The sequence below is a fragment of the Natronorubrum aibiense genome, assembly GCF_009392895.1.
Lineage (GTDB): Archaea > Halobacteriota > Halobacteria > Halobacteriales > Natrialbaceae > Natronorubrum > Natronorubrum aibiense.
Genome location: NZ_CP045488.1, coordinates 960,710 through 980,637, shown reverse-complemented (window position 1 = coordinate 980,637; position 19,928 = coordinate 960,710). Strand labels below are relative to the sequence as shown.

17 protein-coding genes and 2 tRNA genes are annotated in these 19,928 nt (G+C 60.4%); 10 read left to right on the top strand and 9 right to left on the bottom strand.

Annotation, left to right across the window (positions count from 1 at the left end; all coding sequences use genetic code 11):
• Positions 1-257: 257 nt before the first annotated feature.
• From GCU68_RS04840 to GCU68_RS04830, 3 genes are all read right to left on the bottom strand, one after another.
• A complete protein-coding gene (locus GCU68_RS04840) occupies positions 258-1,061 on the bottom strand; it encodes an ABC transporter permease (RefSeq protein WP_152939475.1) in 804 nt (267 codons plus the stop codon).
• Positions 1,061-2,071: an ABC transporter ATP-binding protein gene (locus tag GCU68_RS04835; RefSeq protein WP_152939473.1), complete on the bottom strand. Its 1,011-nt coding sequence runs from the start codon at positions 2,069-2,071 to the stop codon at positions 1,061-1,063. The genes GCU68_RS04840 and GCU68_RS04835 overlap by 1 nt, the downstream gene beginning before the upstream one ends.
• Before the next feature lie 90 nt (positions 2,072-2,161).
• Positions 2,162-3,394, bottom strand: coding sequence for a site-2 protease family protein (locus GCU68_RS04830; RefSeq protein ID WP_152939471.1), 1,233 nt, complete (start codon positions 3,392-3,394; stop codon positions 2,162-2,164).
• A gap of 502 nt (positions 3,395-3,896) precedes the next feature.
• Here GCU68_RS04830 and GCU68_RS04825 point away from each other — a divergent pair.
• From GCU68_RS04825 to GCU68_RS04815, 3 genes are all read left to right on the top strand, one after another.
• The gene (locus GCU68_RS04825; protein ID WP_152939469.1) at positions 3,897-4,127 is read left to right on the top strand and encodes a MarR family transcriptional regulator; all 231 of its coding nucleotides are present in this window, start codon (positions 3,897-3,899) and stop codon (positions 4,125-4,127) included.
• A gap of 289 nt (positions 4,128-4,416) precedes the next feature.
• Entirely contained in the window at positions 4,417-4,947 is a 531-nt protein-coding gene (locus GCU68_RS04820) for a 50S ribosomal protein L16 (RefSeq protein ID WP_152939467.1), read from the top strand.
• 161 nt (positions 4,948-5,108) lie between these two features.
• On the top strand, positions 5,109-5,978 hold the full coding sequence (locus tag GCU68_RS04815; protein ID WP_152939465.1) for an ATP-grasp domain-containing protein: 870 nt from the start codon (positions 5,109-5,111) through the stop codon (positions 5,976-5,978).
• A gap of 4 nt (positions 5,979-5,982) precedes the next feature.
• On the opposite strand, the gene GCU68_RS04810 is transcribed toward GCU68_RS04815, so the two are convergent.
• Positions 5,983-6,762 (bottom strand): SDR family oxidoreductase, encoded by a 780-nt coding sequence (locus GCU68_RS04810; protein WP_152939463.1) that lies wholly within the window; start codon positions 6,760-6,762, stop codon positions 5,983-5,985.
• A 157-nt stretch (positions 6,763-6,919) separates the two neighbouring features.
• Here GCU68_RS04810 and GCU68_RS04805 point away from each other — a divergent pair, with 157 nt between their 5' ends.
• The gene (locus GCU68_RS04805; protein WP_152939461.1) at positions 6,920-7,807 is read left to right on the top strand and encodes a hypothetical protein; all 888 of its coding nucleotides are present in this window, start codon (positions 6,920-6,922) and stop codon (positions 7,805-7,807) included.
• A 101-nt stretch (positions 7,808-7,908) separates the two neighbouring features.
• Here GCU68_RS04805 and GCU68_RS04800 read toward each other — a convergent pair whose 3' ends face one another.
• Both GCU68_RS04800 and GCU68_RS04795 read right to left on the bottom strand, forming a co-directional pair.
• Entirely contained in the window at positions 7,909-8,310 is a 402-nt protein-coding gene (locus GCU68_RS04800) for an Hsp20/alpha crystallin family protein (protein WP_152939459.1), read from the bottom strand.
• 96 nt (positions 8,311-8,406) lie between these two features.
• A complete protein-coding gene (locus GCU68_RS04795; RefSeq protein ID WP_152939457.1) occupies positions 8,407-9,420 on the bottom strand; it encodes a type II glyceraldehyde-3-phosphate dehydrogenase in 1,014 nt (337 codons plus the stop codon).
• Positions 9,421-9,851: 431 nt separating this feature from the next.
• Between GCU68_RS04795 and GCU68_RS04790 the strand changes: the two genes are divergently transcribed.
• The 3 genes from GCU68_RS04790 to GCU68_RS04780 all read left to right on the top strand — a co-directional run bounded on the left by GCU68_RS04790 (position 9,852) and on the right by GCU68_RS04780 (position 12,414).
• Positions 9,852-10,802 carry an aminopeptidase gene (locus GCU68_RS04790; RefSeq protein ID WP_152939455.1) on the top strand — a complete coding sequence of 317 codons (951 nt, stop codon included), beginning with the start codon at positions 9,852-9,854 and terminating at the stop codon, positions 10,800-10,802.
• 107 nt (positions 10,803-10,909) lie between these two features.
• On the top strand, positions 10,910-11,569 hold the full coding sequence (locus GCU68_RS04785) for an HVO_0476 family zinc finger protein (protein ID WP_152939453.1): 660 nt from the start codon (positions 10,910-10,912) through the stop codon (positions 11,567-11,569).
• Positions 11,570-11,664: 95 nt separating this feature from the next.
• Positions 11,665-12,414, top strand: a complete 750-nt coding sequence (locus tag GCU68_RS04780; RefSeq protein WP_152939451.1) for a protein-L-isoaspartate O-methyltransferase family protein — start codon at positions 11,665-11,667, stop codon at positions 12,412-12,414.
• Positions 12,415-12,922: 508 nt separating this feature from the next.
• Here the strand turns inward: GCU68_RS04780 and GCU68_RS04775 are convergent.
• From GCU68_RS04775 to GCU68_RS04765, 3 genes are all read right to left on the bottom strand, one after another.
• Complete coding sequence (locus GCU68_RS04775; protein WP_152939449.1) at positions 12,923-15,028, bottom strand: bacterio-opsin activator domain-containing protein; 2,106 nt, start codon at positions 15,026-15,028, stop codon at positions 12,923-12,925.
• Between the two features lie 384 nt (positions 15,029-15,412).
• A tRNA-Asp gene (locus GCU68_RS04770) sits at positions 15,413-15,485 on the bottom strand.
• 409 nt (positions 15,486-15,894) lie between these two features.
• Positions 15,895-15,967: transfer RNA gene (locus GCU68_RS04765), tRNA-Asp, on the bottom strand.
• 316 nt (positions 15,968-16,283) lie between these two features.
• Here GCU68_RS04765 and GCU68_RS04760 point away from each other — a divergent pair.
• Genes GCU68_RS04760 through rpoB form a run of 3 tightly spaced genes read left to right on the top strand, consistent with a single transcriptional unit; the run spans position 16,284 to position 19,926 of the window.
• Positions 16,284-16,511 carry a DNA-directed RNA polymerase subunit H gene (locus GCU68_RS04760; protein ID WP_152939447.1) on the top strand — a complete coding sequence of 76 codons (228 nt, stop codon included), beginning with the start codon at positions 16,284-16,286 and terminating at the stop codon, positions 16,509-16,511.
• Positions 16,512-18,092 carry a DNA-directed RNA polymerase subunit B'' gene (locus tag GCU68_RS04755; RefSeq protein ID WP_152939445.1) on the top strand — a complete coding sequence of 527 codons (1,581 nt, stop codon included), beginning with the start codon at positions 16,512-16,514 and terminating at the stop codon, positions 18,090-18,092.
• Between the two features lie 4 nt (positions 18,093-18,096).
• Positions 18,097-19,926: a DNA-directed RNA polymerase subunit B gene (gene rpoB, locus GCU68_RS04750; protein WP_152939443.1), complete on the top strand. Its 1,830-nt coding sequence runs from the start codon at positions 18,097-18,099 to the stop codon at positions 19,924-19,926.
• Positions 19,927-19,928 lie beyond the last annotated feature (2 nt).

Genomic DNA, 19,928 nt, shown 5'->3' with positions numbered 1-19,928 from the left:
GTATGGGCTGTTGGGCCGGACGCTCGCTCGCGTCCATGCCCCCGCTTCCCCACTCGTCAGACTCGGCTACTGCCTCGCCACACTCGCTGCAGAACTGTGAATCGGGCGCGAGCGCCGCGCCGCAGTATTAACAGTGTTCGTTCATCGTGACGGAACGTTATCGCCCGTAGATAATATAGTGCCGGACCAAAATCAAAGACGACACCGTTGTAAAATCACCGTCACAGCTATCGAACACTTCGGTCGAACGTCGCTGTTCAGTCCGTCAGCCCGTAGCCGGTCTTGAACAGGTAGACGTCGATTGCCAAGACGAGAAACGTCCCCGCCGTGAGCACCGCAAGCGAGAACAGCGGCGCGAGATCAGTGTACGGGCTGGGCAAGATGCCAACGCCGATCAAATCCGAGTGGCCCAACAGGCCGTACCGGACGCTGTCGACCATGTAGACCATCGGATTCAGCAGCGAGAGGTTTACCTGCCAGGCCTGCTCGAACGTCTCGAGCGAGTAGAAGACCGCGCCGAAGAACACCAGCGGTCGGAGGATGAATTGGTTCATCACGGTCAGGTCGTCGAAGTCTCGAGCGACGAGCCCACCGATGATACCGAGGCCGGCGAACAGCGACGTCACGACGACCATCGTCGTAATGAGATAGACGCCGTGTTCGAACCCGATCGGGACGAACAGCCGGCCGACGGCGGCGATGATGGCGCCGACGACGAGGCCGCGAACGGCGCTGGCACCGACGTAGGCGACGACCATCTCGACGTACGACAGCGGCGAGGTCAGCGTCTCGTGGATGTACTCGTTCCATCTGCCGTGGAAGATCGAGAACGAGGCGTTCTCGAAGGCGTTGGAAATCGCTCCCAGCACGATGAGTCCGGGGACGATAAAGAGGATGTACGGGTAGCCAGCGATTTCGTCGATCCGGTTGCCCAGGATCACCCCGAAGACGGCGAAGTAAAGCACGTTCGTGATCGCCGGCGGCATGAACGTGTTTTTGGGCCGACGGACGAACCGCAATATTTCGCGCCGGAAGAGCGCGCGGAAGCCGACCGACAGCATCAGGCAACCCCCTCCTGTTCTCGCTCTTGGTCGCGTTCACGGCTCGCCGGTGGCTCGTCGTCCGCGCTGTCGGCCGACGATCGGGTGACGGTTCGATCGTCGCGCTCGGTCAGGTCGACGAAGATCTCTTCGAGCGACGTTCGAGTGATTTCGAGATCAGTAATCTCGTAGCCCATCGCCTCGAGGTCGTTGAGCAGGCGGGGTGCGATCGAGCCGCCGTCGTCGACGCGCACCTCGAGGCGATCCCCGTCGACCGTCGTTTCGTGTGCGTAGGCCTTGAGATCGGGTGCGACGGCCGGCGTGGACTCGAGTCCTACTGCGATCGTGTCGGTTCCGCGCTGTTTCAGTTCGTCCGGGGTCGCGACGGTGATCTTCTGCCCTTCGTTCATGATCGCGACGCGATCACAGAGGCGTTCGGCCTCCTCGATGTAGTGGGTCGTCAGCAAGATCGTCGTCCCCTCCTCGTTGAGTTCGGTGACGAGATCCCAGAGGTCGTGTCGAAGTTGGACGTCGACACCGGCGGTCGGTTCGTCCAGGATCAACAGATCCGGGTCGGTGACGAGGGCTCGAGCGAGCAGCAGGCGGCGTTTCATCCCACCGGAGAGCCAGTCGAAGCGTTCGTTTCGCTTGTCGTAGATGCCGACGCGTTTGAGCACCTCGTCGGCACGCTCGGCGGCTTCGTCTGCAGGAATGCCGTGATAGCCGGCCTTGTGCTCGAGAACTTCCCGGATCGGGAAGAACCGATCGACGTTGAACTCCTGTGGTGCCACGCCGATCGCGTCGCGGGCCTGCTGGTAGTCGTCCTCGACGTCGTAGCCGAAGACCCGCGCCTCGCCGCCGGTCTTGCGGACCAGTCCGACCAGCGTGTTGATGAACGTCGTCTTGCCCGCGCCGTTTGGGCCGAGGAGCCCGAAGAACTCGCCCTCTTCGACGGTCAACGAGAGTTCCTGCAGGGCACGCAAATCACCATACTCCTTGACGAGATCGACGGTCTCTATGGCCGGTGGCATCGACGAAGCGTCAGCCCCGACTGCGGTTAAGAATGTTGGTCTCGGCGTCCGAAGCGCCCGTTACGGCCCTTCTTGCCGGTTCACGCCGGATCAGTCCGCGGCCTGTGGCGGGCCGATCGGGCTGACTGAGCCGCTTTTTTGAACGATATCGAACGCAGTCATCACGTCCGACCGCGAAATGAGGCCGACGAGGTCACCGTCGTCGGCCGGTTGTTCGCTGCTCAGACGTCCATCACCATCGTATGCCGCGTTCTCGACGACGAGCAAGCGACCGATACCGTGTTTTTGCATTCGTTCGATCGCCGTCATCGCGTCCGAATCCGGCGAAATCGTCTGTAGATCGGTCGTCATTACGTCTTCGACCGTGTAGGCGTCGCGCTCGACCGGATCGATCCCGCGAGCGTCCGACAGAGTCACCAGTCCGACAAGTCGACCGTCGTCGAATCCGCTGCGCTCGATGACTGGATACCCGGTGTGGCGTTCGGTAAACATCCGCTGGATGAGCGTTGAAATCGGCGTTTCGGGTTCGACGGTGTGTAAGTCACGGGTCGGCGTCATGATGTCGTTGACGGTGACGTCCTGAAAGGCCGCTTTCATCGTTACCTGCTGGGCTTCGCTCGAGGCCGCGATGTAGACGAAGAAGGCGACACCGATGAGGATGATGTTGAGCGAGAGCAGCCCGAACAGCCCCATGAAGATCGCGAACAGTTTCCCGATGCTTGCGGCCTGTTGAGTCGCTTTCGCGTACGGTTGACTGCGAGCGAGCAGCGCGCGGAGAATGCGGCCGCCGTCCATCGGGAACGCGGGGATCATGTTGAAGATGGCGAGTGCAACGTTCAACACGGCCAGATAGCCGAGGACGAATCGGGCACCGTTGAACGAGACGGGTGTGAGCACGAAGAGGGCGTACGACCCCACGCCGACCAGGACGGAGACGATCGGGCCGGCGATGGCGATGTTGAACTCCTGTTTCCAGTCTTCGGGCATCTCCGAGAGCGCGGCGATGCCGCCGAACAGCCAGAGCGTAATCGAGTCGATCGGGAATCCGTACCGCTGTGCCGTCAGCGAGTGTCCGAGTTCGTGTAAGACGACGCCGACGAACAATCCGATTGCCGCCGCGAGGCCGACGACGTACGGGAGCCACCACTCGGCTGTGAGTGCGCCGACGTCGATCCCGGCGTTCATGCTGATGTTCAAGATGTCCACGACGGGGCCGATCCGTGCGCCGATGAGATAGGCGAACAGGGGCAACACCAGCAGGAACGTGAGATCCAACTTGATCGGAATCCCGAACAAGGAGCCGATCCGGAAACTCTTCATCATGCTTTCTTATAGCTGTGCGAGACCCTTAAATACGCCGCCAAACCGACGATTCGGCCGGTACTGTCGTCGAAACGCTCCCGTTAAGCGCTCTTGAGCGATGTATCATCCGTTTCGATCAGTTCGGAACTCGATACGTGCGAACGCCGCGACGACGCCGTCGACCACTCGCTCGAGCCCCTCTGTTAATACACATTATATGCGTCGCGAACGGTGCGAAACGCCTTCGAAGATTGTCATCTCCTCCCAAGACAGTTGACGGATTCGATCGCTGTAACTCAAGTCAACACGTGAACCACGTCCAGCAGTGCCAGATTCTGGCAGAACCGAATGTTCTGATTTCGGGACGGTGATGTCCCCATACACCGAGTAGACCACATCGTGACGTCTGCCCGCCATTCATGAGAGCACACAACAATACATATAATCACATACCAATATGTTAGTCAATATGCACTCACTACACCATAGATTTATATGTGGGTTCGTTGTCGGTGGAAGTACAATGATGGAACAGACCCATGCCAACGCCGAGATCAGCACGCTCCCGACCGAAATCAAGTCCCCGCAGGGAAAACTCGTCTACCTCTCACTCGACGCCACCGGTGGAGCGACGGTCGACGAACTCGGCGAACTCCTGGCGATGAAGAAAATCGCGATCCTGAGCGTCCTCAACTCCCTTTCGACTCAAGAGTTAGTCGGGAAGGAGGGTGCCGAGTACGTTCTGCGGAACTGATCTAGCGGCTCTCTCGCTGTTCTGTCGTTTTCGTCGTCGTTGATGTCGTCCTTCCGAGTCGCCGCGAGAGCACGTTCGACGTCTCACCGGCTCGAGATAGCCGCCCAGCGGGCAGCTGCCCAGCGACCACAATCACGCACCTGCACGAGAAACCATTACGTCACACAGGTCGTCCCGCCAGTTCGTTCACGCGACCGGTGTTTTCCGGTCTGTCGGCTGGTTCTCCTAACGCGTGCTTCGAAGCCTTTATCCGCACGGTAGGCCTGCGTTTTCGTAAGTAACCACAACCATGTCCGATAAACCCGCCTCAATGTATCGGGAAATCAGTAAGCCGGCCTACACGCGCCGCGAATACATTACTGGGATCCCGGGTTCGAAGATCGCACAGCACAAGATGGGCGACATCAGCGCCGACCCAGAGGACTACCCCGTCCAGATCAGCCTCATCACCGAAGAAGAGGTTCAGATTCGACACGGCTCCCTCGAGGCCTCGCGTCTCTCGGCCAACCGTCACATGCTGAAAAACGCCGGTGAGGGCAACTACAAGATGATCCTCCGGAAGTTCCCCCACCACGTCATCCGAGAGAACAAGCAGGCAACGGGTGCGGGTGCAGACCGTGTTTCCGACGGGATGCGACAGTCCTTCGGGAAGATCGTCGGCACCGCCGCACGAATCGGCGCTGGCGAGCGTATCTTCACGATCTGGTGTGACGTCGACGACGCCGAGTTCGCCAAAGACGCGCTCCGTCGCTCCTACAACAAGATCTCGCCGCCGTGCCGTATCGTCGTCGAGAAGGGCGAAGAGAAACTCATCGCATAAGCAGACCGGTGCGTTGCGGGTCGGTCACCGACCCGACGCGAGCAATCGAGTACCACTCCTCTCTCCGTTCCCTCGTCGCTGAGCGATGCGTGGTTTCCGCAGTCGTCTCCCCGTAGCGAGTCTCGAGCACCTTTTTGCCTGCTCCCGCCCGACGGTCGCGTATGATCGATCTCGCGGTCGCAAACGACCAGGAGACGTTCCGGCGGATGCGTGAGCCGCTGGCCGAGCAGGGGATACGGGCCCATCACGTTCCCGCGAGCGAGCGTGTCGTGTCGTTGGGCGCGGACGAACCGTGGTCGGCGGACGAGTACGACGTCGGCTACGTCTATCCCGGCCGACTGATGGAAGGTGGGGTCGCCGACGCCTTGCTCGAGGTGCCGTGGCTCAACGACCACACGGCCGTGCTCACTTCGCGGAACAAAGCCGAAGTGCTCGCTCGCCTCGGTCGAGCCGACCTGCCAGTCCCGAAGTCGGTCTACGTCTCAAACGATGTCAGGGAAGCCGACCTGGCCGCCGTCTTCGAGCGATTCGACCCCCCGGTCGTCGTTAAGCCCAACTCGACGACGCGCGGCGTCGGCGTTGCGAAGGCCCACGACCTCGATTCGTTTCTGGGGATCTGTGACTACCTCTCGCTGGTTCACGACTACCGCGCGACCGGCGACCGGTCGTTTCTCGTCCAGGAGTACCTCCCCGACGCGACCGACTACCGGGTGATGGTTCTCGAGGGTGAGTGCGTCGGTGCGGTCGAGCGCCGACTCCCCGCTGACGCGGTTGCGGAGGGCCAGTGGAAACACAACGTCCACCGCGGCGCAGAGGCGACCGGCGTCGATCTCCCCGACCGATCACGCAACCTCGCAGAGGCGGTCGCTGCCGAACTCGAGATCCCGTTTCTCGGTGTTGACCTCCTCGAGACCGATGATCGGCTCGTCGTCAATGAGACGAACGCTCGGCCGACGATCGACGATGAAACGAAGTACGAACCGAACTTTTACGATCGGTTGGCAGCAGCGATACGCACCCGCAGGCAGTGAAAAATCAGCTGGTGTTGCGCGTGCCACCGTCGACGAGCAGTGACTCTGCCGTGATGTGACCGGCCATATCGCTTGCGAGGAAGAGCGCTGCGTTGGCGACGTCCTCGGGCTGTGCGAGTTTCTGGAGCGGGATCATCTGTTTGAGTGCCTCCTCCTGCTCGGTGCCGACGATCGGGAAGTCATCAGTCGTCAGTGCCGTCTCGACTTCGCCGGGGTGGATAGCGTTAACCCGAATGCCGTGCGGGCCGAGATCGTCGGCCAGCGAGTAGGTGAGATTTCGCACCCCCGCTTTCGCCGTGCAGTACGGGGCGATTTCGCCGTATCCCTGCAGCCCGGCGAGACTCGAGATGTTCACGATTGCCCCACCGTCGCCTTGCTCGATCAGTTTCTCGGCGGCGAGTTTCGAGCCGATAAAGACGCTGTCGAGGTTGATCGCCATCAGGTCGCGGTAGTCCTCGACGGAAATTTCCGTGATCGATCCCATCGGCCCGAACACGCCCGCGTTGTTCACCATGATGCTGAGGCCACCGAACTCGTCTGCAGCGTCGATCGCTGCCTCGAGTGCACTCGGATCGGTGACGTCGCAGTCGACATACGTCGCTTCGGCGTCGGTCTCCTCGGCGATCCGTTCGTGTGTCGGAACACCGCCCTGGCGTGGTTCCTCGCGAAGGTCTGCGACGACGACGTCTGCGCCTGCGTCTGCAAACGTCAGTGCGATTGCGCGACCGATTCCACTTGCGGCACCCGTGACAACTGCCGTCTCGCCGTCGAGTACAGAGTTCATGGTTCTGTATCAAACAGCTTGAATATCAACCTTCCGTTGATATAGGTTACATCTAGTTAGATTCATATTATATATCGCCTTTCAGTCCCCTATTTTCTCGTTATTATGTTTGATAGCCTGGCGTAGATATATTTATATAGGTTTGGTAACAGTCAATATGACTCTCGTACAAGAGAACGTCTATCGTCGAACGGACGCTGGGACGGTCGGGTGGGATGACGAACTCGATGCTGTTTTGCTCCGATGGCACGGGTTCGCAACCAGCGAGAGCTTTCGAGAACATATGCGTCTCTGTATCGAGTTGCTCGAGGCCACCGGGGCTAACAAAATGTACGCTGATGCACGTGATCAGGGGGCAATCAGTGAGGAGGATAAACTGTGGTCGATCACCGAGTGGGCGACGCAGGCGGATGCAGCGGGGCTCGATGCCCTCGTAATCGTCTATCCAGAGTCAGTTATCGCGAAGATGTCCGTCGACAGCGTCATGGAGCAGGTCGATGACGACATCGAGCGGCTGATTACCGACGACGTCACGGAGGGACGAAACTGGATCGCGGAACGCCCGACAACCGCAACGGACGTTGCGGTGTCGGAACTCTCGCTCTCTGTCGATCCAACATCCGACACGGGCGACGAGCCGAAAACGGTCGAGCGGACGGACGACGTCGATGTCCCGACGGGAACCGATACAGTTCCCGAGTCGGCAACCGACGACGCGACGACATCACCCCCGGAACCGGAGTCCGAAACGGAGACGGACGCCGACGCCACGACTGCGGCAGAAGCGGCGTTGGATTCAACTGCGACAACGGCGTCCTCAACGGAGTCGACAGCCGAGTCGTCCACGGACGCGTCGGTCGATCCGCCAACAGTGGCCGCGATCGGTGGGATTATCGGCCTCATCGGGATCACGGTGGTGGTCATCTCCAACGGAGAGATTCCGGTCTTCGTTTCGAACGGGCTGGTAAACGCCACGCTGTTGCTCGGTAGCGCTGTTCTGGGAGGAATGATGGTTGGCTGGGCGGGTGCAAAAGCCATCGCGTAGCCAGCGTTTCACAGCGAGTGCCGCTCGCGTCGATCAGACGATGCGATTTTTGACTGTCGGTTCCCGAAACTGGCCCTGTCCTCGACCGCGACGTGACTGCCTTATTCGAGACTGATCCCCGAGGACTGGTCTGCGGGATCGAAGACGACTTCGAGGATGCCGTTGTTGTACGTCGCGGACGCCGTGTGTTCGTTGACGCGCTGGGGGAGCGAGACGCGTTCGTCGTACTCGCGGTGGTCGCTCGAGGCGGAGATCGTCAGCGTCTTGCCGTCACACTCGAGTTCGATGTTGTCTTTCTCGACACCTGGTAGGTCGGCGATCACACGGATTTCGTCGTCGGTCTCGTGGATGTCGACGTGGGTGTCCATCCCGAAGCCGTTGTCGACGTTACTCGAGGAGTTGAAGTCGACGTTGCCGTCGGCTCCGTTCATCATTTCGTTCATCATCCGCTCGATCTCTCGAAACAGGTCGTCGAAGGGTTCGTCGCGGTCGTCTCGGCGCATGCGAATGCGTAGTGGGCCGCACGGCAAAAACTTTCTGTCGTCACTAGTTGTTCGCGACGACAGGACTCGAAAGGGATGGCGAGTCGAACTGCCAGCTTACAGACCGATGCCGAGCGCCTCGTTCGTCGTCTCGATACTTGCTTCGGCGTCGGCTTCGCCAAGCACTGCGCGGATCGCGTCGACGTTCTCCGGCACGACGTCACTTTCCTGGTGGATGCCCTGGAAGAGATAGAGATCCGAGCCGACAGTGGAGATGGACTCCTCCCAGATGCAGTTCTCCCAGATGTCTGCGCGCGGGCGACCGACGTCCATCGCGTACTCTTTGAGCTTGCCGCTGCCGTCGATATCCATGTGTTCGGGGATCAAGAATAGCCGCGACTCGTCGGCGAACAGCTCACGGACCTCGTCGGCGTCGACCTCCTCCGCTAAGGTGACGTTCAGGCTGTGCATGTGCATCAGCGTCGCGGGCACTTTCATCCCGAGCGTGTCGATGTCGAGGTCGTCGAAGATGGTCTCGACGTCGGGGCCGTGGTGGGACGGAATGGTGACCGGGTTCGGCAGGATATCGTTGATCGGACCGCGACCGGTCTGTCCGGGGTCACCGCCGCGGCGAACGAGGGTCGCGCGGACCTTTTCGACGCCGTACGCTTCGCGCAGCGGGGCGATGACGCGAGAGAGGCCGGTCGTGTTACAGGAGACGACGCGGACGTGGTCCGCATCGACAGCGTCCTCGAAGTTCGAGCGCGCGTTGAAGCTGGTGTCGACGAGAGCAGCGTCTTCGCCGCCCTGATAGAGCGCCGGCGTCTCGTACTCCTCGTACAGTGCCTTGTTCTCCGCGCCGATTCCCGACGGTGTGGCGTCGACGACGATATCCGCTTCATCGATGAGATCCTCGACGGGACCGGCGATCTCGAGGCCCGCCTCGGCGAACTGATCGGCGCGCTCTTCGATGGCTGCATAGAGCGGGAACCCTTTGTCGATAGCCGTCTCGGCCTCGAAATTCGGCCGCGTCTTGGCGACGCCAAGGACTTCCATATCTGGTTGTTGTCGGACGGCGTCTGCGACGCGTTTACCGATCGTGCCGTAGCCGTTGATCGCGACCTGGATCATATGTCCGGCAATCCACTACCGAGGGGGATAACCGTTTCGAGGCTTTACGGTCGATTGTAACTCGAAAACGAGTTTTACACGGATGCTCGTTATCAGTTCGAACAGAGCGGCCCTTGCTGACGGTTACATACAAAGACGGATGCAAACCGCGGCATGCATGTCCTCAACCGACTCGAGACGTTGAACCGGTGCGACGAGCGGCACTCGATGCTGACAGCGTGTGTCTTCCGTCTCGTCTGCTGTGCTTTTCGAACGTGTTGCTTCTCGGTGTCGGTATCCTGTTCGTTGGCCCGGGTAGTAGGGCCACCTGACTGCCTCCGTGTCTCGTGCGGGTTGTGTCCTCCCAGTGAAACCCCCGACGAACCTGTTCGCCACTCGACAGCGAGCCGGTCAAAGATAACAGCTTTCGGCCCCCTCGAGTACATACGGATATGTCCGACCTTCGTGACGCGTCCGAGACGGCAGTCCGCCAGTGTCTGGCCCTCGAGGCCGACGAGTCCTGTGCGATCGTGACCGACGACAAACGCGAGCCGATCGGCACCGCACTGTATGATGTCGCCAGCGAAATTACCGACGACGCGGTTATCGTCCGCTACCCACCAGGGGAAACCCACGGTAGCGAGCCGCCGGCACCCGTCGCAGCAGCGATGGCTGGCGCGGACGTCGTTCTCGCACCGACGACCAAGAGCCTGAGTCACACGCGCGCCCGAACCGAGGCAAACGACGCCGGAGCCCGCGTCGCGACGCTGCCGGGGATCACCGAGGAGGTCTTCACCACCGGCCTCGACGCCGACTACGAGTCGATCGCGGCCCACTGCGAAGACGTTATAGAGCAGGTCGCAGACGCCGACGATATCCACGTGACGACACCTGCCGGCACCGACATCTCGTTCGAAATCGGTGACCGAGAGTGGCTCTCCGACACCGGGATCGTCCACGAACCCGGTCAGATGTCGAACCTCCCCGCAGGCGAGGTGTTTGTCAGTCCCGAAAGCGCCGACGGCACGTTCGTCGTCGACGGCACGATGCGACCCCACGGGCTGCTCGAGGACGGCCACCAGCTCACGTTCGAGGTCGAGGACGGCCTCGTCACACACATCTCAGACGACGAGATCCGAGAGACGGTCGAGGGTGCTGCCGAAGACGTCGGCGACGCCGCGTACAACCTCGCGGAACTCGGTATCGGGACCAACGTCGCCGTCACTGAACTCGTCGGCTCTGTACTCTTAGACGAAAAAGCCGCCGGCACCGTCCACATCGCGATCGGCGACAACGCCGGGATCGGCGGCGAAACGGAAGCGCCGATCCACCTCGACGGCATCCTTCGGGAGCCAACGGTGGCTGCCGACGGTGTCGACGTGGAACTACCACAGACCGAGTAGCGCGGTCGTCGCCACGCAATTCGTGACGGCCAGAGAACCTGCCTCGAGCGGCAAGTATCGATAGCAGGTTCAATCGCCTTTTACGGACGTAGCGTATAGACGGTATTATGAACGATATTCCGGACCGCGTTCCGACGCCATGTCCGTCCTGTTCGCCGGACCTCGAGACGGTCCACGAGGTGTTGACGACGACCGAAGGCGGCGGCACCGTCACGGTTCGCTGTAGCGAGTGTAGCCACGTCCACAAGATCCAGCCCGAACGCGAGCGTGAGGTGACGCTCGACGTCGTCGTCTCTCAAGACGGCGAGTCCTTCACGGCGAACGTGACGACGCCAGAGGACGAGACCATCGAAGTCGGCGACGAGTTCATTCTCGAGACCGAGGAAGTGCTCTCGACGGTCCGCGTCACGAGTCTCGAACTCGACGGGCAGAAACGCGTCGACGAGGCCAGCGCGGACGAGATCGAGACCGTCTGGACCCGCGAAGTCGACAACGTCGCGGTCAACGTCACCGTTCACCCACAGGACGGGTCGCGAAACGACAGTCGCAGCATCACGGTCCACGTCCCCGGCGACTACGAGTTCGAGGTCGGCGCGACCGAGACGTTCGGCGACGACGAGTTCGAAATCGACGCCTTCGTCGTTCGCAAGGACGCCTCCGGCTACCGCCGTGATCGCTACGAGGAACCCGGCGATACGATCTTCGCGAAGGATACCAAACGAGTCTACGCTTACGACGAACAGAGCAGCGCCTGGTCGGCCTGGTAACGCCTCGACACGACAGTCGGCTTGTTGTTTCTTCCGTGGGTTCACCGAGTAGCGCAAGCGCGCCATTGATAACAACTGGAGCGATAGCTCCGAGTATGGATCTCGCGGTACTGCGGGAGGATATGGTCGACAGCCTCGAGTCCGCCGTCAAGGACGTTCTCCAGAATGAGTCTGTCGCCGTTGCGATGCGTGACGTCCCGCGTCACGAGTTCGTCGACGACGATCGACTGGCGTACGCGGATCGCGAACACGAGGTGCTCGGGACCCGCGTCCTCGCGCCGAGTACGGTCGCACGCATGTTGCAAGCGCTCGCGCTCGAGGACGACGACGAAGTTCTGATCGTCGGGGCCGGTGTCGGCTACACGGCTGCCGTTGCCGCGGAGCTCGTCGGCGAAACGAACGTCCACGCCATCGACATCTCCCGACCGCTCGTCATCGAAGCGAGACAGAACCTCGAGCGAGCGGGCTACGACGGCGTACTCGTCGATCGCCGCGACGGAGCACGCGGGTTCCCCGAGTACGCCCCATTCGATCGTATCCTGCTCGAGGCCGCGACTGTCGAACCGCCGCGGGCGTTACGCGAGCAGCTGACGGCTGATGGACGACTCGTCTTCCCCCGCGGAACGCAGCACCAGCGACTCGAGGCGATGTCGGCTACCGGCGACCGGACTCGGTTTGACGCTGTCTCCTTCGACCCATTGTTGGTCGAGGGCGAACAGTCGGGAACCATCGAACGCAACCGAACGGCTCGCGAGGATCTCGAACACGCGATCCGTCGCGCCGAATCCCGCCGAGGCTGGGAACTGGACTGGATCGAGTGGGAAGAGTCGATCGGCCCGCAGTAACTGAACGACGGGTGTCGTCATCATCGCAGCTGGTGGCCGTCCCTCGTCTCGCTGTGCCGGTACGCGCACCGTTTTCTCTCGGATACCATCCGCTCACTGGCCAGTCGTCTGTGAAAAGTGGGGGTGGGGGGATTGGGGGGTGGCGACAGGTTATCGCAGATCGCCATTTAGGCATAAGGTCTGACCGGGGTTAAATGTGATTTCTAATTAATTAGTGTGTCGTGAATCGTCACCCTAATTGATTAGTGCCTCTCGGAAATCGACGCACCGATTGCGGCCACTAGACGATCACCGCTCGGTTCGGTGCCACGTGACTGGTAACCCCGAATGACTGCGGCAGGCGACTCGAGGCTGCCGGCGCTGACGCTGCCCGATCGTTCGACATTAGCTGTGACCGTCCACTCGTGGCACCTTGCCGATAACGACGGTCGTGTCTCTATGTGCCGTGTGACTTCTCGGTGTCGGACAGTAGAGACGTTGGAGCCGTGTTCCGGCGGAACGACGCCTCTCACCCGACGTTCCGATCGAACGCGAGCGTAACGAGTTTCCGTTCGGCCGCTCGCAAGTGATAATGGTACGTCGGTGCGGAGACATCGAGGACCGCCGCGAGCTCTTCACCGGTGCTCTCACGAGGCCACTCGAAGAAGCCGCTGTAGTGAGCCGCCTGCAATGCCTCGAACTGTCGGTCCGTCAGCACCTCCTCGAGTTGCGTATCGAGTCGTCGAGTCGAGCGCGCACTGGTCGTTTCGCGTCGTGCTTCTAGCTCTGTCTCCGGATACCGTTCTCTGATCGTCTCGACCACCGACCGGGTTTCGACCTGCTGTGGGACTTCGAGCACGAGCATCGCCGTCCCGTTCTGGGCCGTTGCGGTCCGCAACTGGATATCGTACGTCCGGAGGATCTCTAAAAACGGCGACGAGGAAACGGTTAACTCGAGTAAAAGGCTGCTGTCGCCCTCTGAGACGATCGAAACCCGCTCGACTGACGCCCACTGCTCGAGTGTCGCAAACTCCGTGTCCACCGGCGCACTGAGGAAGACGACGACTTCGTCGTCTCGCTCGAGGACACCCTCGATAGCGACTTGCCCCTCGGCGCGCTCGGCGAGTCGGTTCAGTAACAGTCGCGAGTCGTGACATGCAAGCTCGAGTTCGAGCCGACTGTCGGTGAGTATCGCCCGCGTCCGTTCGACCGATCGGATCGCGTGGCCGATCGTCTCGCCGAGTTCACCGAGCACCTCCTGTTCGCTCTCCCCGATGGAGTCGACTCCCGACACGTGGACGAGTAACACACCGTATCGTCGGTCGTCGTCCGTCAGCGGAACCGCGAGTATCGTCTGGTAGCCGTAGGTCAACGCCGCTTTTCGACGCTGATCCCAGCCGTCGGCCTCGAGAACGTTTCGGATGACCTGGACGCGTTCTTCTTCGAGCGTCGCGCTGATAAGCTGTCGTTCGGGGGCCGCTGCCCCGCTCTCGCGGATCTGATCGATGTACGCTCCGTCGACACCGGCCCACGAACTCGGTTCCGGCGGGCGAGTATCGCTCGAGGCGATCCAGGCGAAACAGTAGCGCTCGGTATCGGCCAGCCGCTCACACACGCGCGTCTCGATTTCGTCACGCGTGGATGCCTGTGTGACGCCATGATTGATCTCCCGAACGATCTCGTTCGTGTGATTGAGCCGCGTCAACTCCTCGTTTTGTCGGGTGAGCGTTCGATCGTTCTCCCGCAGTAACTGCTCGCGCTCCGCTCGATCGAGCGCCGCTTCCGTGTTCGCCGCCAGAATGTGCAGCAATTCAGTCATCGGCTCGTCGATGCCGTCGACCTCGTTCGCCCCCGCGATCAACACCCCGTGGGTTCCCAGTGGAACGAGCAGTTCGCTTCGACTCTCCGTCTTTGCGAGAGTCGACTCTCGAGTGACGTCCTCGTAATAGGCGCTCTCGCCGTCGGAAAAGACGTCCCAGATACGGCCCGAACCGTGCTCGAACTGTGGCTTCGGCTCGGCGACGTTCCGTGATTCCTGTGTCGATGCGGCGTGCTCAAGTACTCCGTCTGTCGGCTCGAACGTGTAGGCCGCAGCGACTGGAACGTCGAGGATCTCACCCGCGGTCTCGACCGCTGCACGATAGATCTCGTCTTTCGTACTTGCACGCATCAGATCGCGCGTCGTCTCGTGTAACGTCGTCAAGGTCCGTTCGTACCGCCGCTCGCTCTCACGGAGTTCCGTTTCGGTCCGGTACTGCGAGACGGCGTTCGTGATCTGGTTTGCGAGCAGCGCGTACTGCTTCTTCCCGGACTCTTTCTGGAGATACTGGGTCACGCCCGCAGCGATCGCGTCACTGGCGAGTTCTTCTGATCCACGGCCAGTAAAGAGGATAAACGGGAGTTCCGGGTCGTCTTCACGAATCCGCTCGAGCAACTCGAGTCCCGTCATCTTCGGCATCTCGTAATCGCTGACGATGCAGTCGACCGACCGCTCCTCGAGAATCGAAAGCGCCTCGGTGGCGTTCAGCGCTGAGTCGGCGACGATCGAGTCGTGTTCGCGCTCGAGCATTTCGCCGACGAGGTCGGCGAATCCCGGTTCGTTGTCGACGATAAGAACTGAGATCGGTGGAGTCATAATACCTAGAGGAAAGTAAATCTGGAACTTGGAGCCGTTTTTCAGGTAAAAACTAAGTGGATACTAAATAATTAGTATTTTGGTCGAACCTGCCATGCAATATTATTGCCGAATTCGTGTTTGTGGGCCTGATTCATCTGAATCAGTTACGTTCTGACTCGCTGGGTTTGTATTCCGGGAGTCGTTTGTCGAACCGATATGTGAGATAGTCTATACTTGGGTAGTCAATTTCGAGCTCTGTTACCGTCAGAGTCGGCCGATCGTACAGTACAACGCGTTGTTCGGAGATACAACTCGCTTTCAAATTTCTCGTCGATGCTTCGTGAAGTTACAACCTGCAAAACGCAGCAAAATCGGTCACTCTCTGGTTAGAAATCAAAGAAGCGCCCGAGGCGGGATTTGAACCCGCGTCACGACCGTGACAGGGTCGTATGATGGGCCACTACACCACCCGGGCTTCCTGCAACTCTTTCTTTCCCGGTGAACTTCTTAAGGGTTGTGTTATAGATATTTGCCAGACTGTTTACCATCTAGTGCAGACAGATTTAGTCTGTCGCCGATGGGAGATTTTGTTTGAGGGTAGCCATTTCACATCATGTCAGTTACTGTTTACCTCGATCGGTGAGCTGCTGCGAGTTCGAAATAAGTGATTTCTGTCCACGGATGCTATAGTAGCCACTGAAAGTCAGTGCACACCCGATCGCACAGCCGTTGTGCGATCGGTGTATAAACCGTTTCCGTTGTTACTATAGAGGGACATTGGGCGTTCTCCAGCGCAGTGTTTTGAAGATAGAACTGTGGCCCTCGAGGTCCAGAAGGATACAACACAGTACACTGGCTCTTCGAGAAGTTGAGTATTGAAGAAGCGCCCGAGGCGGGATTTGAACCCGCGTCACAACCGTGACAGGGTTGTATGATGGGCCACTACACCACCCGGGCTTCCTGCAACTCTTCCTTTCCCGGTGAACTTCTTAAGGCTTTCCAATCGAATGCCGTATGGTACGGTGAATCGGGCCACGAAAACCCTCGTTCGAGGCAGTTCTGTGTCACCAGTTCACAGACTCCACAAGGAATTTAACTGATACTCGGTTAGTATCGAGTGTGATCGGCACCTCCGGTCAGGTTTGCCAGGCCGAGTAGCTGTTGCTCCCGTTCGAGTTAGTAACCGTTAAATGCGTCCCACCGGTATCTGCCTGTAGTATCTCGTGACAGCCGCTTCTTTCCCGATAGCCCACACGCACATCAAACTCAACACATGGTAGACGTAAGCCAACACGAACTCGTTCCGGAGCACACCGTTCTCGAGGAGGACGTCCTCGAGGAGGTACTTTCGGAGTACGACATCGATCGCACAGACCTGCCGAAAATCAAACGGACAGATGCCGCACTGCCGGACGAAGCGGAAGCCGGCGACGTCATCAAGATCGTTCGGAACTCGCGGACGACCGATCAGGCGGTTATCTATCGACTTGTGGTGGAATAAATGGCAACAGAACTCGACCGAACCAAACGACGCGACATTTCGCGCGAATACTTCTCGAGGGAACGACTCGCCGAGCACCACTACCGATCGTTCAACGCCTTCCTCAACCGGGGGATGCAGGAGGTCGTCGACGAGAAAGCAACGATCGACACAGACATCGGCGACAAAGAGGGCGAGGAACCGGTCCACGTCGAACTCGGCGACGTCCGTGTCGTCACGCCGCGTGTGCGCGAAGCCGACGGATCGGAGGAGCTCCTCTATCCACAGGAGGCCCGACTTCGCAACATCACCTACTCCGCGCCTGTCTTCATGGAGATGTCCATCGTCAAAGGCGAAGAAGGCGACCAGCGGGTCGTCGACTCGACCGAAACGAAGATCGGCCGGATGCCGATCATGGTCGGCTCGGATAAGTGTAACATCGCCGGCTTCTCCGACGAGGAACTAATCGAGATCGGTGAAGACCCCGCCGACCCCGGAGGCTACTTCATCGTCAACGGCTCCGAGCGAGTCCTGATGACCAGCGAGGACCTCGCGCCGAACAAGATTCTCGCCGAGTACGACACCAAGTACGGCGACGAGATTCAGGTCGCCAAGACCTTCTCCCAGCGCCGTGGCTACCGCGCACTGGTACTGTGTGAGCGAACTCGAGACGGCTTGCTCGAGGTCTCGTTCCCGTCCGTGTCGGGTTCGATCAACTTCGTCACGCTCGTGCGCGCGCTGGGCCTCGAGTCGGACGAGGAGATCGTCCACAAGGTCTCGAACGACCCCGAGGTCGTCAAGTACATGCTCGAGAATCTGGAGGAAGCGGAAGTCCAGACTGAGGAAGAGGCTATCGAGGCACTCGGGAAACGGGTCGCCTCGGGCCAGGGGAAAAACTACCAGCTCAAACGGGCGAACTACGTCATCGACCGCTACCTCCTGCCACACCTCCACGAAGACGGTGTCGAGGAAGAGGCCGTCCGGATCAACAAGGCCCACTACCTCTGTCGGATGGCCGAGGCCTGTTTCGAACTTGCGCTCAACCGACGCGAGGCCGACGACAAGGACCACTACGCCAACAAACGCCTGAAGGTCAGCGGCGACCTGATGAAAGACCTGTTCCGGACCGCGCTGAACAAGCTGGCACGGGACGTCAAATACCAGCTCGAGCGTGCGAACATGCGAAACCGGAATCTGTCGGTCTCGACGGTTGTTCGCTCGGACGTGCTTACCGAACGCCTCGAGCATCCGATCGCGACGGGGAACTGGGTCGGTGGCCGCTCCGGCGTGAGCCAGCTGGTCGACCGGACGGACTTCATGGGCGTGCTGTCACACCTCCGGCGCCTCCGATCGCCGCTGTCGCGCAGTCAGCCCCACTTCGAGGCACGGGACCTCCACGCGACCCAGTGGGGTCGTATCTGTCCCTCCGAGACGCCCGAAGGGCCCAACTGTGGGCTGGTGAAGAACTTCGCGCAGGCGATGGAACTCTCCCAGAACGTCGAGGACGAACAGGACCTCAAACGCGAACTGGCATCGATGGGCGTCGAGGGCATTCCAGGCCTCGAGGGCATCGAACGATCGACATCGACGGCAGACGACTAATACAATGAGCAGCCAACAACGAGAAGCCAAGGTCTACGTCAACGGATCGCTGGTCGGCACGCACCCCGATCCGCACGAACTCGCAGAACAGATCCGCGAAGCGCGACGAATCGGCGACGTCAGCGAGATGGTCAACGTCTCGGTCAAAGAGCGCACTCGCGAAGTAATCGTCAACGCCGATGCCGGGCGTGCACGGCGTCCGCTGCTGGTCGTCGAAGACGGCGAGCCCCGGATCTCCGACCAGGAGATCGAGGCACTTCGACAGGGGGACCTCGAGTTCGAGGACCTCGTCGACCACGGCTACATCGAGTTCATCGACGCGGAGGAAGAAGAGGACATCTACGTCGCTGTCGACGAGGACGACGTCAGCGAAGAGCACACGCACCTCGAGATCGATCCCTCGCTGATCTTCGGGATCGGTGCCGGGATGATTCCGTACCCCGAACACAACGCCAGCCCGCGTATTACGATGGGTGCAGGGATGGTCAAACAGTCGCTCGGACTCCCGAGTGCGAACTACCGAATCCGGCCGGACACGCGCCAGCACCTGCTGCACTACCCGCAGCTCTCGATGGTCAAGACCCAGACGACCGAGCAGATCGGCTTCGACGACCGACCCGCCGCACAGAACTTCGTCGTCGCCGTGATGAGTTACGAAGGGTTCAACATCGAAGACGCGCTGGTCATGAACAAAGCCAGCGTCGAGCGCGCGCTCGCTCGCTCGCACTTCTTCCGGACCTACGAGGGAGAGGAGCGACGGTACCCCGGTGGACAGGAAGACCGCTTCGAGATCCCGAGTCAGGACGTTCGTGGAGCACGTGGTGAGGAAGCCTACGCGCATCTCGACGACGACGGTCTCGTTAACCCCGAAACCAAAGTTGACGAGAACTCGGTGTTGCTCGGCAAGACGTCGCCGCCACGCTTCCTCGAAGAACCCGACGACATGGGTGGCCTCTCGCCACAGAAACGCCGCGAGACGTCGGTGACGATGCGCTCGGGCGAATCCGGTGTCGTCGACACCGTCACACTGATGGAAGGCGAAGACGGCTCGAAGCTCTCGAAGGTGTCCGTACGTGACGAACGGATCCCCGAACTCGGCGACAAGTTCGCAAGCCGACACGGTCAGAAGGGTGTCGTCGGCCACCTCGCACCCCAGGAAGACATGCCGTTTACGCAGGACGGCGTCGTCCCCGACCTTGTTCTCAACCCACACGCCCTACCGTCGCGGATGACCGTCGGCCACATCCTCGAGATGATCGGTGGCAAACTCGGTGCGATGGAGGGCCGTCGTGTCGACGGCACGCCGTTCCTCGGCGAAGACGAATCCGAGCTTCGAGGGGGACTCGAGGACGCTGGCTTCAACTCCGCGGGCAAGGAGGTCATGTACTCCGGCGTCACCGGCGAGAAGATCGAGGCCGAGATCTTCGTTGGGATCATTTTCTACCAGAAGCTCTACCACATGGTCTCGAACAAACTGCACGCCCGTTCGCGCGGGCCGGTGCAGGTGCTGACCCGCCAGCCAACGGAGGGTCGTGCTCGCGAAGGTGGGCTTCGTATCGGGGAGATGGAACGGGACGTGTTCATCGGCCACGGGGCCGCGATGACGCTGAAAGAACGACTGCTAGACGAGTCCGACCGCGAGTTCATCCACGTCTGTGGGCAGTGTGGGATGAGCGCGGTCGAGAACGTCGAACAACGGCGTGTCTACTGTCCGAACTGTGACGAGGAGACCGATATCCACGAAATCGAGATGAGCTACGCCTTCAAGCTCCTGTTGGACGAGATGAAGGCACTGGGTATCGCACCACGACTCGAACTGGCAGACGCCGTCTAAAC

Coding starts and splice junctions, on each gene's coding strand:
- GCU68_RS04840 (WP_152939475.1), bottom strand. CDS start 1,061: ATGCTGTCGGTCGGCTTCCGCGCGCTCTTCCGGCGCGAAATATTGCGG.
- GCU68_RS04835 (WP_152939473.1), bottom strand. CDS start 2,071: ATGCCACCGGCCATAGAGACCGTCGATCTCGTCAAGGAGTATGGTGAT.
- GCU68_RS04830 (WP_152939471.1), bottom strand. CDS start 3,394: ATGATGAAGAGTTTCCGGATCGGCTCCTTGTTCGGGATTCCGATCAAG.
- GCU68_RS04825 (WP_152939469.1), top strand. CDS start 3,897: ATGATGGAACAGACCCATGCCAACGCCGAGATCAGCACGCTCCCGACC.
- GCU68_RS04820 (WP_152939467.1), top strand. CDS start 4,417: ATGTCCGATAAACCCGCCTCAATGTATCGGGAAATCAGTAAGCCGGCC.
- GCU68_RS04815 (WP_152939465.1), top strand. CDS start 5,109: ATGATCGATCTCGCGGTCGCAAACGACCAGGAGACGTTCCGGCGGATG.
- GCU68_RS04810 (WP_152939463.1), bottom strand. CDS start 6,762: ATGAACTCTGTACTCGACGGCGAGACGGCAGTTGTCACGGGTGCCGCA.
- GCU68_RS04805 (WP_152939461.1), top strand. CDS start 6,920: ATGACTCTCGTACAAGAGAACGTCTATCGTCGAACGGACGCTGGGACG.
- GCU68_RS04800 (WP_152939459.1), bottom strand. CDS start 8,310: ATGCGCCGAGACGACCGCGACGAACCCTTCGACGACCTGTTTCGAGAG.
- GCU68_RS04795 (WP_152939457.1), bottom strand. CDS start 9,420: ATGATCCAGGTCGCGATCAACGGCTACGGCACGATCGGTAAACGCGTC.
- GCU68_RS04790 (WP_152939455.1), top strand. CDS start 9,852: ATGTCCGACCTTCGTGACGCGTCCGAGACGGCAGTCCGCCAGTGTCTG.
- GCU68_RS04785 (WP_152939453.1), top strand. CDS start 10,910: ATGAACGATATTCCGGACCGCGTTCCGACGCCATGTCCGTCCTGTTCG.
- GCU68_RS04780 (WP_152939451.1), top strand. CDS start 11,665: ATGGATCTCGCGGTACTGCGGGAGGATATGGTCGACAGCCTCGAGTCC.
- GCU68_RS04775 (WP_152939449.1), bottom strand. CDS start 15,028: ATGACTCCACCGATCTCAGTTCTTATCGTCGACAACGAACCGGGATTC.
- GCU68_RS04760 (WP_152939447.1), top strand. CDS start 16,284: ATGGTAGACGTAAGCCAACACGAACTCGTTCCGGAGCACACCGTTCTC.
- GCU68_RS04755 (WP_152939445.1), top strand. CDS start 16,512: ATGGCAACAGAACTCGACCGAACCAAACGACGCGACATTTCGCGCGAA.
- rpoB (WP_152939443.1), top strand. CDS start 18,097: ATGAGCAGCCAACAACGAGAAGCCAAGGTCTACGTCAACGGATCGCTG.